The 13156-nt window shown below is 59.1% G+C and carries 11 protein-coding genes; all 11 read right to left on the minus strand.

What is annotated here, in order from left to right:
- Positions 1 to 357 precede the first annotated feature (357 nt).
- Entirely contained in the window at positions 358 to 954 is a 597-nt protein-coding gene (locus tag HCK86_RS04515) for an ABC-type transport auxiliary lipoprotein family protein (protein WP_246739449.1), read from the minus strand.
- A gap of 160 nt (positions 955 to 1114) precedes the next feature.
- Positions 1115 to 2485 carry an MlaD family protein gene (locus tag HCK86_RS04520; protein WP_176083274.1) on the minus strand — a complete coding sequence of 457 codons (1371 nt, stop codon included), beginning with the start codon at positions 2483 to 2485 and terminating at the stop codon, positions 1115 to 1117.
- A 9-nt stretch (positions 2486 to 2494) separates the two neighbouring features.
- On the minus strand, positions 2495 to 3325 hold the full coding sequence (locus HCK86_RS04525) for an ABC transporter ATP-binding protein (protein WP_176083275.1): 831 nt from the start codon (positions 3323 to 3325) through the stop codon (positions 2495 to 2497).
- Positions 3322 to 4479, minus strand: coding sequence for an MlaE family lipid ABC transporter permease subunit (locus tag HCK86_RS04530; protein WP_210259811.1), 1158 nt, complete (start codon positions 4477 to 4479; stop codon positions 3322 to 3324). Before HCK86_RS04530 ends, HCK86_RS04525 begins: the two co-directional genes overlap by 4 nt.
- A 272-nt stretch (positions 4480 to 4751) precedes the next feature.
- Complete coding sequence (locus HCK86_RS04535) at positions 4752 to 5585, minus strand: UDP-2,3-diacylglucosamine diphosphatase (RefSeq protein ID WP_176083276.1); 834 nt, start codon at positions 5583 to 5585, stop codon at positions 4752 to 4754.
- 161 nt (positions 5586 to 5746) lie between these two features.
- Positions 5747 to 6577, minus strand: coding sequence for a PD40 domain-containing protein (locus HCK86_RS04540; protein ID WP_176083277.1), 831 nt, complete (start codon positions 6575 to 6577; stop codon positions 5747 to 5749).
- A gap of 38 nt (positions 6578 to 6615) precedes the next feature.
- Positions 6616 to 8295: an NAD+ synthase gene (locus tag HCK86_RS04545; protein WP_176083503.1), complete on the minus strand. Its 1680-nt coding sequence runs from the start codon at positions 8293 to 8295 to the stop codon at positions 6616 to 6618.
- A gap of 128 nt (positions 8296 to 8423) precedes the next feature.
- Complete coding sequence (locus HCK86_RS04550) at positions 8424 to 9803, minus strand: 3-deoxy-7-phosphoheptulonate synthase class II (RefSeq protein ID WP_176083278.1); 1380 nt, start codon at positions 9801 to 9803, stop codon at positions 8424 to 8426.
- A gap of 110 nt (positions 9804 to 9913) precedes the next feature.
- The gene (locus HCK86_RS04555) at positions 9914 to 10783 is read right to left on the minus strand and encodes a LysR family transcriptional regulator (RefSeq protein WP_176083279.1); all 870 of its coding nucleotides are present in this window, start codon (positions 10781 to 10783) and stop codon (positions 9914 to 9916) included.
- A 311-nt stretch (positions 10784 to 11094) separates the two neighbouring features.
- On the minus strand, positions 11095 to 12483 hold the full coding sequence (gene gor / locus HCK86_RS04560) for a glutathione-disulfide reductase (RefSeq protein ID WP_176083280.1): 1389 nt from the start codon (positions 12481 to 12483) through the stop codon (positions 11095 to 11097).
- Between the two features lie 128 nt (positions 12484 to 12611).
- A complete protein-coding gene (locus HCK86_RS04565) occupies positions 12612 to 13151 on the minus strand; it encodes a DUF2059 domain-containing protein (protein WP_176083281.1) in 540 nt (179 codons plus the stop codon).
- Positions 13152 to 13156: the final 5 nt, after the last annotated feature.

Consider the following 13156-nt stretch of genomic DNA (forward strand, 5'->3'; position numbering starts at 1 on the left):
GCTCTTCAGGGCACTGGACGCTCTTTCGCCGTGCAGACCCAGCCTGTGACAAGCACAGGCATGGCGTCAGCGAAAAGAACGATGCTTAGATTCAATAAGATAGATCGCCTTTTTGTTGCGATCCCGCAATCCAGGCAGGCCCTGCACATGCGTCAGGCAAGCTGAAAGCGGCGATGGCGGAACGCATCTGTCAGGCAAATGCCATGTCCTGCATCGGCGGATCCGCGCGTGCCGAACCCCGCAACACGCGACCGGCCATGCGACAGCAGATTTTCCGGGAAGAGCGGTTTTCCGGCCGGACATGCCGCCCGACACGCAACAGAGCGCTTTCGCGCCTTCAGGAAAAGCCGAAACGCCTTAAAGCGTCGACACGGCCCATGCCACGATTGCAGACGTAGCCTGAGCCGAGGCCTGATCAAGTGCGCTGACGAGCACGCCGTTGCTGGCCGTCGGGTTGACGCCCACCTTGGTGTCGAAAACATTCTGCGCCTTGACGACGCCGCTGCGATCATCAACCAGCTTGACGGCAAGCGAGACATTGGCCGTGCCGCCACCTGCAGCATCGATCGAGAAATCACGGATCTCGACGACAAGCTGATAGTCGATCGCCAGGCCCTGCCCCGGCATGCCGACACCGCCAAAAGCACCCGTCCGCTCAAGACCGGCAACAAGGTTGGCCTGAACGAGGTTTGGCAGATTGTCGCCCCACTGGGCCTTCGAGAGATAGCGGATCTCCGAACCCGGAAGCCGCACGACGATATCCTGCCCCGCCAGAGCCTGCATCGCGCCCGGTGTTGGCACGAGAATCTGGAGCTTCTTTGTGGCTGTGGTCGTGGCACTTGCCGTTGCGATTTCAGGCGTCGCCGAAAGCGCAAAAGTATCATTGGTCGGACGAACGGCACAGCCGGATAGGAGCGCTGCACCAAGCGCTGCGGCAAGCACCGGCCGCGCCATATGATGCATCCCTTGCCCTGTCGACTTCAAGTTTTTCATCAGTCCTACCGTTCCGCTTTCCGGTTACCCTTCCAGCTTTGTACTCAAACGAAAATTATAAAATATTACAAGATCCTGACATGTAATTGCGACATTAATCGCAATCACTGCCATTCGTCCATCAGTAACGGGTGCGTCCGTCATAGGGTTTTACGGTCTGGCCGCCGAAGATGAGCTGCTGCGGATCACGCGCGATCCCGGACACCGTCCGGTCAAGCGAATTGATGGTCGTGCGCAACTGTTCGACGAGAGCATTGACATTGCGAAGACCGGAGCCGGAGAAACTGTCGAGATTGTCGGCAATCGGTCCGATCCGGGTGTTCAGCGTTTCGGCAACCTGACGGACTGATTCCAGCGTCTCGCGGGCTTCGACGGAAAGCGACTTCGTGTCGTCCGAACCGAGAAGCGTGTCAACCTTGGTCAGGATGGTATCAACCCGCGTCGATGCGTCGTTCAGCTTCTTCGACAGTTCACTGAGATTGGTGAGCGTACTGTCGATCTGGTCGCTATGGGCATTGACGTTGTCCGCCACGGATTTGATCGAATTCACCGCAGCCTTGGCGTCGTTCATGGTTGAAGCCAGATCATCGACCGAGCTGCCGACTTTCTGCGGATCAATCGCCGCGACGATATCATTGATCTGCTGGAAGGCCGACTGGGCCTGCGAGGCCATGCCCTTATAGGTTTCCACCGTCTTGCTGAACTGGTCGATCACCTCGTTCAGATGCTCCGAGGAAACGGCGACATTCTCGGTGATCGTGTTGGCATTGGAAACGATATTGCCCACCTGATCCGGATTGACGGCGGCAATCACCTTATCAAGCCCGGTCAGCGTTTCGTCGAGCTTGCCGGAGAGCTGCTTGACCGTGCCGGACAGTTCCCCCACCGTCGACAGGAAGGTATTGATATTGTCGGAATTCTTGCTGAGGACATCGGTGAAATCCTGAATATTGCTGACCGTCTTGGTGAGCGGCGTGTTGACCGTTGTGATCATGCTTTGAACCTGGGTAATCGTGTCATCCACCCGTTTCATGATCTGATCGGCCGTTGCCAACAGGTTGGCCAGGCTCGATTTATCGGCCGTCAATGTCGCATATGTGTCGTTGTCCAGCGCTTCCTGCAGGATATTCGGACCGCTTTCGCCACCGGCCGACAGCTCGATATAGCCCGAGCCTGTCAGACCCGACAGTTCCAGCTTGGCCACCGTCGATTCGTGAACCGGCGTATCGGCCTTTACCGTCGTCTCGGCAATCGTGAAGCGCGGATCCTGCGGATCAATGCGCAGCTTGTTGATCGCCCCCACCTGAATGCCATTGAACCGGACGGGCGAACCGACAGTCAGCCCATTGGCAGAGCCGGGAATACGCACGACCAGTTCAGCCATCGGCCCCTGGCGTCCATATTGCTCGATCCAGTATATAAAGCCGGCGCCGGCCACCAGCACGACCAGAACGAAAATACCGACGATGGAATAGTTAGCTTTGGTTTCCATGTTTACCCGTCAACTGTTCTGGCCACTGGCCGCGTTCTGGAAAATTGCCCGGGAGCGCTTGCCCCGGAAGTAGCTTTTGACCCATGGATCATCATAGTGAAGCATGGTGTCCAGCGTTCCCTCAACGAGAACCCGCTTCTTTCCAAGCACGGCGATCCGGTCACAGACAGCACTGATACTGTCGAGATCATGGGTCACCATATAGACCGTCAACCCGAGCGTGTCACGTAAGCGGGCGATCAGCTCGTCAAATTCAGCGGCACCGATCGGGTCGAGGCCGGATGTCGGTTCATCGAGAAACACAAGATCGGGGTCGAGTGCCAGCGCCCGCGCCAGCGCCGCCCGCTTGATCATGCCGCCGGAAAGCTCCGAGGGGTAACGGCTCGCCGCTTCGGGGCGCAATCCGACCATTTCGATCTTCAGTCGCGCCAGATCATCCATCAGCGACTTCGGCAGATCGAGATATTCGCGCATCGGCACCTGGATATTTTCAAGCACGGTGAGGCCGGAGAACAGCGCACCCTGCTGAAACAGAACGCCAATCCGCATCTCGATGGCCAGACGCTCATCAAGGCCGATCTCGTCGAAATCACCGCCGAAGATCTTGATGCTGCCCGCCTTGCGCCGGTTAAGCCGCAAGATCGTGCGCATCAGCACGGACTTGCCGGTGCCCGAGCCGCCGACAAAACCGAGGATCTCGCCGCGATAGACGTCCAGATCGAGATTCTCGAGCACATTCGACGCATTTCCGAAGCCCACAGTCAGGCCCCGGACCGTCAGAATGGTCTCCCGCGTCTCTTCGCTTATGCCGTCCTGCTTCTGATCCAACTGAGCCCTCAAAAATTGATTGCCGCGTAGAACATGGCGAAAATGCCATCAACCACAATCACGATGAAAATCGCCTTCACCACCGCTGCCGTCACCTTCTTGCCGAGCGATTCGGCACTGCCGCCCACTTTCATGCCCTCCATCGAGGCGACGATGGCGATGATCAGCGCCATGAAGGGGGCTTTGGCCATGCCGGATATCACGGTCGACAGCGTCACCGCCTCATGCAGACGCTGCATGAAGGTCTGAAAGGTGATGCCGCAATAGACATCGACAACGATGGCGGCGCCCGCGAGCGCGCTGAAATTGGCGACAATCGTCAGAAGCGGCAGCGCGATCAGCAGCGCCAGCATCCGCGGGAAGACCAGCACGGCGATCGCATCAAAGCCCATCACACGCAGGGCATCGATCTCCTCACGCATCTTCATCGCGCCGATCTCGGCCGTGATCGCACTGCCGGACCGCCCGGCAATCATGATTGCGGTCAAAAGCACGCCGATTTCGCGCAATTGCAGAATGCCGACCAGATCGACAACGAAAAGTTCCGCGCCGAAATAGCGCAGCTGGAAAGCGCCCTGCTGCGCAATGATGCCGCCGACAAGAAAGGACATCAGCGCTATGATCGGCACGGCGCGCACGCCCATATGATCAAGCTGCGCCGTGACCGAGGCAAAATTCACGCCGGAGCGCCGGGTGAAAATATTGTAGAGGCCGACGAAAAGCGCACCGAAATAGCCCAGACCATCATAAAGATCATGACCGGCGGAGACCGTGGAGCGACCGATCTGCTCGACAATACGGTGCCCAAGCGACCGGCTGTCGACCGGTGGCTTTTCAGGCTCAGGAAGCTCATCCGGGATCGCTTCCATCAATTCCGCAATGCGGTCGTTCATCCGGCTGAGTTCAGCCTCAAGCCCCGCATCCCGACAATCATCCTGCAGCAGCCGGATCAGCCAGGCACCTGCCGTATCAACCTGCTCGATGCCGGAAAGATCGATCACGGCACGCGCAGCGCCTGCCGCCTTGATCGCAGCGACCCGTTTCTTTCTCTGATCGAAAAATGTCCTGGAGGCATGAACCGTCCATGCGCCCTTGAGGGTGAGTAAAACGTCCCCGCCAGGAGCAGCCGTATCGATCTCGAATATAGCCTGCGCTTCTTCCGCCAATCGCAACTTCCATCCCTGCCCGGTACGGCTTGGCCAGCGGCCCGCCGCAATCTCCAGTATTCCTCATACATGGCCGTCGCCCGCCTTTATCTTTGCCGGCGATCAGGAGCACCTGGCAGAAAAAACGCGGCACAATATTCGCTTCGCGGTCAGCGCGAACACTTATCGGCCTATAAAGAATAGGCTTTTCATGGAGAAGGCAGGAATGCAAGCCCCTTTAGGAACCTGTCATTGTTTAATTCTCGGACGTTGCGCCGATGTCGCGACGGCGATCACGCCGCCTTGCCTGCCGCCTTGAGCGCGTGTTCGATGACCTCGGCACCCTCGAACACCGCCGGCTCATCCTCCGCTTCGCCGACCTCGCCACGAATCTCGTTCCAGGTGATCAGCTCAAATGTTCCGTCAAAATGCTCGGCAATCGCCGTACAGCTTTCAACCCAGTCGCCGGTATTGATATAGGCAATACCGTCCATATCCTCCATCACGGCATGATGGATATGACCGCAGATCACGCCATCGACCTCCTGACGGCGCGCCTCTTCGACGACGACGCGCTGGAATTCGCCGATGAAATTGACCGCATGCTTGACCTGCTGCTTGGCCCAGGCCGAGAACGACCAATAGGAAAAGCCGAGTTTGCGGCGCACAGCGGCAAGCACGACATTGATGGCGATCGCAGCGTCATAGGCCCAGTCGCCGAGATAGGCCAGCACACGGGCATGGCGCACGACGACGTCAAATTCATCACCATGAATGACGAGATATTTCCGGCCATCCCCCGCCTCGAAGATCATCTTCTGCGCCACCTCGACGCCACCGAAATGCATGCCGGGAAAATCGCGCAGAAACTCGTCGTGATTGCCGGGAATATAGATGATGCGTGCCCCCTTGCGCGCCTTGCGCAAAAGCTTCTGAACCACATCATTGAAAGGCTGCGGCCAGTACCAGCTGCGCTTGAGCCGCCAGCCGTCGACGATATCGCCGACGAGAATGATCGTCTCAGCCTCATGGTGACGCATGAAGTCCAGCAGATAGTCGGCCTTTGCGGCCTTCGATCCGAGATGGACGTCGGATATGAAAAGCGTTCTGAACTGTCTGGTTTCCATTGACCTGTCCCCGGCCGCATGATCATGGCGGCATCTATCGCTCAAAGGATAGCCACGTAAAACCAGAGTCGTGTTTCACCTTGATGACACAGGCTCTTCCGCAGAGGCATTCAGCGTCGCAAGACGCCGAATAGCCCGGTCAAATGCCGATATAGGCAGGCTCAGACAGGAAAATAGCGCACATAGGCGAAGGCGTGACCATCAGGCGCCCAGTTGGGGGAGTTCATTGTTCCCTGTCCGCCGAAAAGCCCGAACAGGCTTGTCAGATTGCCGCCATCCATATCCATCATCCGGATCTCGACGTCCTGGTCGCGCGGGTGATCAAAGACATCCGGCGCATAGGAGATCAGGATAACCCGGTCATTGGCGGGAGACGGATGGGCAAACCAGTTGCCGTAATTGTCGGATGTGATCTGCTCCAGCCCCGTGCCATCGGGATGAATACGCCAGATCTGCATCAACCCGGTACGCGAAGAGTTGAAATAGATCCATTGGCCGTCGAAGGAATAATCCGGGCCGTCATTGCGCCCCTCGCCGTGGGTCAGCCGGGTTTCATCACCGCCCGTGGCAGCGATCGTATAGATATCGAAGAGATCATCGCGGATGCCGCAATAGGCAAAGCGGCTGCCATCCGGAGACCAGCCATGCCAGTAGGAGGGCAGGTTTTTCGTCACCAGTTTCGGCGTACCGCCTTCGACCGGCAGCGTATAGATTGCCGATTTTCCGAATTCGCATTTGTCCGATATGGCGATCATGCGGCCATCCGGGGAAATGCCATGGTCATTGTTGCACCTGACGGCAAAGCCCGTATCCATCGGCAGAAGCGTCGGCTTGACCTCGCCCAGCGACAGGCAGAACAGGCGCCCGTCACTGTTGAGCATCAGCCAGCGCCCATCGGGTGACCAGTTCGGCGCCTCGATCAGTTCCTCCGACTGAAAGACGACACGCGATTGCCCGGCCGCCAGATCATAGATTTCAACGGAACTGCGCATCGCTATTTCCCTCGCGTAAAACGGTCGTTCTTTCGCTCTCAGCGATCCCGGAACCGGTTGGTAATCGGGTAACGCCGGTCGCGTCCGAAATTCTTCTTGGTGATCTTCACGCCCGGCGCCGACTGGCGGCGCTTGTATTCGGCGATATAGAGCAGATGCTCGATCCGGTGCACGGTCGCCGCATCATGGCCACGCGCGACAATGGCATCAACCGCCATTTCCTTTTCCACCAGGCATTCAAGCATATCATCCAGCGCCGGATAGGGCGGCAGCGAATCCTGATCCGTCTGGTTCGGCCGCAATTCGGCAGAGGGTTTCTTGTCGATGATATTCTGCGGGATAAGGTTCAGCGCCGGACCTTTCATGCCTTCCAGCTGGTGCCTGTTGCGCCAGTCGGAAATGGCATAGACCTGCATCTTGTACAGATCCTTGATCGGGTTGAAGCCGCCATTCATATCGCCGTAGAGCGTGGCATATCCAACCGACATCTCAGATTTGTTGCCGGTGGTAACGACCATGAATCCGAACTTGTTGGAGATCGCCATCAGGATCGTGCCGCGCGTGCGGCTCTGCAGGTTCTCCTCGGTGATTCCCTCTTCGGTGCCTTCAAACAAATCCGAAAGCGTCGCCATGAAACCGGTGACCGGTTCCTCGATCGGCACGATATCGTAGCGGCAGCCGATCGCCTTCGCACAGTCAGCCGCATCTTTCAGCGAATCGTCCGAGGTGTAGCGATAGGGCAGCATGACGCAATGCACCCGCTCAGGCCCCAGAGCATCCACGGCCATGGCCGCGCAAAGCGCTGAGTCAATGCCGCCCGACAACCCCAGAACCACGCCCTTGAAGCCATTCTTGTTGACATAGTCGCCAAGCCCCAGCACGCAGGCGCGGTAATCCGCTTCCTCGCCCGTCGGGATCGGCGCGAAGGTGCCGTTGACGATCGTCCAGCCATCCGCGCCGCGCTGCCATTCGGACATGATGATCTCCGAGGCGAACTCGCCGGCCTGAAACGCAAGCGTGCGGTCAGGATTGAAGCCGAAGCTGGCACCGTCATAGACAAGCTCATCCTGGCCGCCGACCGTATTGAGATAGACCAGCGGCAGTCCGGTCTCGATCACCTGTTTCAGCACGACCTGATGGCGGATATCCACCTTGCCGCGGTAATAGGGAGAACCATTGGGAGACAGGAGCAGCTCGGCGCCGCTTTCGGCCAGCGTTTCACAGACGCCGAGATCGCCCCAGATGTCCTCGCAGATCGGAATGCCGATCCGGACACCGCGGAAATTGACAGGGCCCGGCATGTCGCCCGGAATGAAGACGCGCTTTTCGTCGAACTCGCCGTAATTCGGCAGATCAACCTTGTCACGGATCGCAATGATCTCGCCGCCGTCAAGCACGGCAACCGCATTATGCCGCCCTGCTTCGCCCTGCCGCGGGAAGCCGACGATCACGCCGGGGCCGCCATCAGCCGTCAAGGCAGCAAGGGTCTCAACGGCCTTCTGGCAGGCTGCCAGGAAGGATGGCTTCATCACCAGATCTTCAGGCTGATAGCCTGAAATGAAAAGCTCGGTCGAAACAACAAGATCGGCGCCGGCCGCAGCGGCCTTTTCGCGTGCAGCCTTCAGCTTTTCGACATTGCCCGTCACATCCCCGACGGTCGGGTTGAGCTGAGCAAGCGCGATTTTCATATGGTCGGTGATCATGGCAATGTCGCCCATCATGCAAATTGTTCAAAAGCGGTTCGGCGAACCGATACCATGCACACCATGTTTTGCAATCAAGCTCAAGCCGCGAAAGCAAAACGGGGCCACAAAGGGCCCCGTTGAAAAAGCGTGATCGGCGGCGGTTATGCGTTGATCGCCAGCTTCTTTTCCTCGAAAGCACTCTTCATGCGCTCGGCCATCAGGAAGGCCAGTTCCAGCGCCTGATCGGCATTGAGACGCGGATCGCAATGGGTGTGATAGCGGTCGTGAAGATCCTCGCCCGTCAGCGCCCAGGCGCCACCTGTGCACTCCGTCACATCCTTGCCGGTCATCTCCACATGCACGCCGCCCGGATAGGAGCCTTCGGCGCGGTGGATCTGGAAGAAGGCCTCGACCTCCGCCAAAATGCGCTCGAAGGGGCGCGTCTTGTAGGAGTTGAGCGTGATCGTGTTGCCATGCATCGGATCACAGGACCAGACCACCTTCTTGCCCTCACGCTCGACAGCGCGAATGAGGCGCGGCAGATGTTCTGCAACCTTGTCATGGCCAAAGCGGCAGATCAGCGTCAGCCGACCGGCTTCATTGTCGGGGTTGAGAATATCCGTCAGCCGCAGAAGATCGTCCTCGGCCAGCGAAGGACCGCATTTCAGCCCGATCGGGTTCTTGATGCCGCGGCAATATTCGACATGGGCGTGATCGGCCTGACGCGTGCGGTCGCCGATCCAGATCATGTGGCCGGACGTGGCATACCAGTCACCCGAGGTCGAATCGACGCGTGTCAGCGCTTCTTCATAGCCAAGCAGCAATGCCTCGTGGCTGGTGAAGAAATCGGTTTCGCTCAGCGCATGGTTGGAATCGGCGGTAATGCCGATCGCCCGCATGAAGGACATGGTTTCCGACAGACGGTCAGCCAGCTTCTGATAGCGTTCGCCCTGAGGGCTGTCCTTGACGAAGCCGAGCATCCACTGATGCACATTTTCCAGATTGGCATAGCCACCCATGGAAAAGGCACGCAGCAGGTTGAGCGTCGCCGCCGACTGGCGATAGGCCATCAGCTGGCGCTGCGGATCGGGGATACGCGCCTCTTCGGTGAATTCGATGCCATTGATGATGTCACCGCGATAGCTCGGCAGCGTGACACCGTTGATGGTCTCGTTGGGATTTGAACGCGGCTTGGCGAACTGGCCGGCAATGCGGCCAACCTTGACCACCGGCTGCTGGGCACCAAAGGTCAGGACAACGGCCATCTGCAGAAAGGCGCGGAAAAAGTCACGGATCGTGTCCGCGCCATGCTCCGCAAAGCTCTCGGCGCAATCACCGCCCTGCAGCAAAAAGCCCTTGCCCTCGCTGACTTTGGCCAGCGCCGATTTCAGACGGCGGGCCTCGCCGGCAAAGACGAGCGGCGGATATTTCGCAAGCGATGCCTCTGCTTCGGCAAGCTTTGCCTTATCCGGGTAGTCCGGCACCTGAAGGATCGGCTTTTTACGCCAGCTTCCCGGTGTCCAGTTTGTTGCTCTATCCATTGTCTTCTCTACCTGTCCTTACGGTCCGGAACGCCCGAACCGGCCTCTCTCCCTGGATCGAGGGCTTATAGACGCTTCAGGCCGGTTTGTATACCCAAACGGGCAATCGGCTAGGAAGCCCTCTTAGCGCCCGTCAGACGCGGCTCCAGCGCCTTCAGCAGCGTGGCGAGACGCTCGATCACAAGCCGGATTTCGGGCCGGTGGCGGTCGTCATCATGGGCAACGATAAAGAGCGGATGCGTCAGCGTTTCGATCACGTCGCTCTCACGCACAAGCTTCTCGTTGCGGTCTCCCTCATGCACCGGCAGGATCGATCGCCCTGCCCCCTGTTCGATCAGGCGCGGCACGAGATGGCGATCCTCGGTCCAGATCATGATGCCCGGCTCGTGATTTTCGAAAACGTAGCGATCGGCCGCCGTTTCGGCGATCGAGGTGCCAAGCGAGATCCATGGCAGATCATTATTGCCGCTTTCGGCCCGCGCGCGATAGACCGCATAAGCCATGCTGACGCTGCGCCTGACCGCCAGATTGCCGCTTTCCGGCGCGGAGAACAGCACTGCCACATCGGCGCCGCGAAAGGTGAGATCCAGCCCCTGGCGGACGGAATTGCAGCAGATGCGGAACGGGTCCTCGGCACTGCGGATCTGACCGACATGATCCGTCAGCAGCCCCGAAATCCAAGTCTCGATGGAAACCGCGACAATCGGAAGCGCAAATGCGTCCTTGTGCCAGTCGGCTATGCCGTTGGCCGCCGCGCGCATGATCTTGACCCGTTCAAACAGGATCTCACCGTCATGGGCCAGCCGGTAACCGCGCTGCGAGCGGAAGAACAGCGAGCGCCCGAGCGTGCGTTCCAGCGCCAGCATCTTGCGCCCGATGGTCGGCGCGCTCTGTCCCGTGCGCTGCGACGCACCGCTCAGGCCACCGGTCTCAGCCACCTCGAAAAAGAGCTGAAGATCGTCCCAGCTTGCATCCGCCATAGTCACCACTCCCGCAAAACGCTCCGGCACCGTTTTACCGCAGCAACGCGACGGCGGAACGTTCGAAAATGAAAAGCGCCTTTCATCGGCAACCACTACAGCGCAGCGCCAAGGCCGCCTAGCTTTGGATCACACCCGAAGACAAGGTCAGGAAATCATTATGCTTCACGACTGGCTTGCCGCAACCCCGCTGCGGCCGGAACGCGGCTGCGCGCCCCTCGCCGACCCGCTGGAAGCGCCGGAATGGCGCGAACTCACGCACACAGCCGAGCTGATCGCCCGGCTGCTGCGTCTTGACGGCGCGGCGCTCTTCAGACGCGTGCGCCGTTCTTCACCCGATAGCTCGGGCTGTACATCGTCACCAGTTCTTCCGAAGCCGTCGGATGAACAGCCATGGTGCGGTCGAAATCATCCTTGGTGGCGCCGCTCTTCAGCGCAATCCCGAGCAGCTGCGCCATCTCGCCGGCATCATGCCCCAGAATATGGGCGCCGACGACCGTGCGGTCTGCAGCATTGACGATCAGCTTCATCACCGTACGTTCGGCGCGCCCCGAAAGCGTCGCCTTCATCGGCCGGAACTTGGCGAGGTAGACCTCCAGCTCCGCATATTTCTTCGCCGCCTCGTCTTCCGGCAGACCGACAGTGCCGATTTCCGGCTGAGAGAACACCGCCGTTGCGATCAGGTCATGATCGGGCACGGTCGGATTGTTCTTGTATTCGGTCTCGATGAAGCACATCGCCTCATGGATCGCCACCGGAGTCAGCTGGATCCGGTCGGTGACGTCGCCCAGCGCGAAAATACCCGGCACATTGGTGCGCGAATAGTCGTCGACCAGAATGGCGCCCTTGGTGTTGACAGCGACACCGGCGGCTTCAAGGCCAAGACCGGACGTATTGGGAACACGGCCCAGCGCCAGCATCACCTGGCCGGCCTCAAGCGTGCCGTTCTTGCCTGTCTGCGCATGCAAAGTGCCGTCCTCAGACCTGGAGATACCGGTGATCACATCTCCAAGGATGATGCGGATACCCTTTTCTTCCATTGCCTCGTGCAGCGCAGTGCGCAGATCCATGTCGAAGCCGCGCAGGATTTCCGTCCCGCGATAGATCAGCGTGGTCTCGACACCCAGCCCATGAAAGATATTGGCAAATTCAACGGCAATATAGCCACCGCCGGCAATGACGATCTTTTCCGGCAGCTGCGCGAGATGGAAGGCCTCATTGGAGGAGATGGCGAACTCGGCACCCGGCAATTCGCCGTGATGGTTCGGCGCACCGCCAACGGCAATCAGGATCTTCTCCGCCGTGACCTCGCGCCCGGTCGACATCAGCTTGACCGTGTGCGGACCTGTCAGGACCGCGCGCGTCTCCAGAATGTCGGCGCCGTTGTTTTCCAGGCCCTTGCGATAGAGCCCCTCAAGCCGGGCAATTTCCTTGTCCTTGGCCGCCATCAGGCTCGACCAGTCAAAGCGGCTCTCGCCAACATGCCAGCCATAGCCTTTGGCATCGTCAAAATGCTCCGGATATTGCGAGGCATAGACGAACAGCTTTTTCGGCACGCAGCCGCGGATGACACAGGTGCCGCCGAAGCGATATTCCTCGGCGATGGCGACCTTTTTGCCCATTGAGGCTGCAAGCCGGCCGGCTCTGACACCGCCGGAACCGCCGCCAATCACAAACAGGTCATAATCATAGGTGTCCATCCATCCGCTCCTTGCTGCAATGCATCAATCTGTAGGTCTTCCGCCATATGGCGATTGCACGCATAAAAATAAAGCCCGGCGAGCCGGGCTTCAGATGACAAATAACAATCCCCCTGCCCGAGGACAGTTTACTGGGCGGGCTGCGGCGCCGGAGCACCACCGGCAGTGCCGATCTTCTTGGTCAGCTCGGCCATGGCCTGCTGGTTGAGATCGCGGGCAATGCCCTGTGCCCAGGTATCGCCGGCCTGGGAAAGCTCGCGCGAGGCAATCGGGCCATACTGAATGAACTTCTTTCCGACGTCGGACGCGTAGAAGGCCGTCAACTGCTTCAGCTCGTCAACCGTGAAGACCTTGGCGTAGATCTGAGCGGCTTCCTGCTCCAGATCGTTACGGCGCGAGGCGAGCGAAATCGCCACGCTGGTCACGACATCGTTAATCTCGTCGGCGTAATTCGGATAGACCTGCAGCAGCTGCGACTGCACAAGCTCGGCCTGATCCGGCAAAATCGAGTTGAACTGAGCCGTAATGCCGAGCGCATCAAGCGCGCCACGTGCGGCCTGCAGCTGTTCGGGCGAAACCTCCTGGGCGGAGGCGACCGAGCAAAATCCAATGCCGAGCGCGGCAACAGCAACCGCGATGGAACGACCGACCTTCGCTTTGACAAGCATTCAAA

It is taken from the genome of Martelella sp. HB161492 (assembly GCF_013184775.1).
Classification (GTDB): Bacteria; Pseudomonadota; Alphaproteobacteria; order Rhizobiales; family Rhizobiaceae; genus Martelella.

Bases quoted from the DNA above. Each gene is read 5' to 3' on its own strand.
- HCK86_RS04550 (WP_176083278.1), bottom strand. From the start codon at position 9,803: ATGGATAGAGCAACAAACTGGACACCGGGAAGCTGGCGTAAAAAGCCG.
- HCK86_RS04565 (WP_176083281.1), bottom strand. From the start codon at position 13,151: ATGCTTGTCAAAGCGAAGGTCGGTCGTTCCATCGCGGTTGCTGTTGCC.
- HCK86_RS04540 (WP_176083277.1), bottom strand. From the start codon at position 6,577: ATGCGCAGTTCCGTTGAAATCTATGATCTGGCGGCCGGGCAATCGCGT.
- HCK86_RS04545 (WP_176083503.1), bottom strand. From the start codon at position 8,295: ATGGGCGACATTGCCATGATCACCGACCATATGAAAATCGCGCTTGCT.
- HCK86_RS04520 (WP_176083274.1), bottom strand. From the start codon at position 2,485: ATGGAAACCAAAGCTAACTATTCCATCGTCGGTATTTTCGTTCTGGTC.
- HCK86_RS04535 (WP_176083276.1), bottom strand. From the start codon at position 5,585: ATGGAAACCAGACAGTTCAGAACGCTTTTCATATCCGACGTCCATCTC.
- HCK86_RS04555 (WP_176083279.1), bottom strand. From the start codon at position 10,783: ATGGCGGATGCAAGCTGGGACGATCTTCAGCTCTTTTTCGAGGTGGCT.
- gor (WP_176083280.1), bottom strand. From the start codon at position 12,483: ATGGACACCTATGATTATGACCTGTTTGTGATTGGCGGCGGTTCCGGC.
- HCK86_RS04515 (WP_246739449.1), bottom strand. From the start codon at position 954: ATGGCGCGGCCGGTGCTTGCCGCAGCGCTTGGTGCAGCGCTCCTATCC.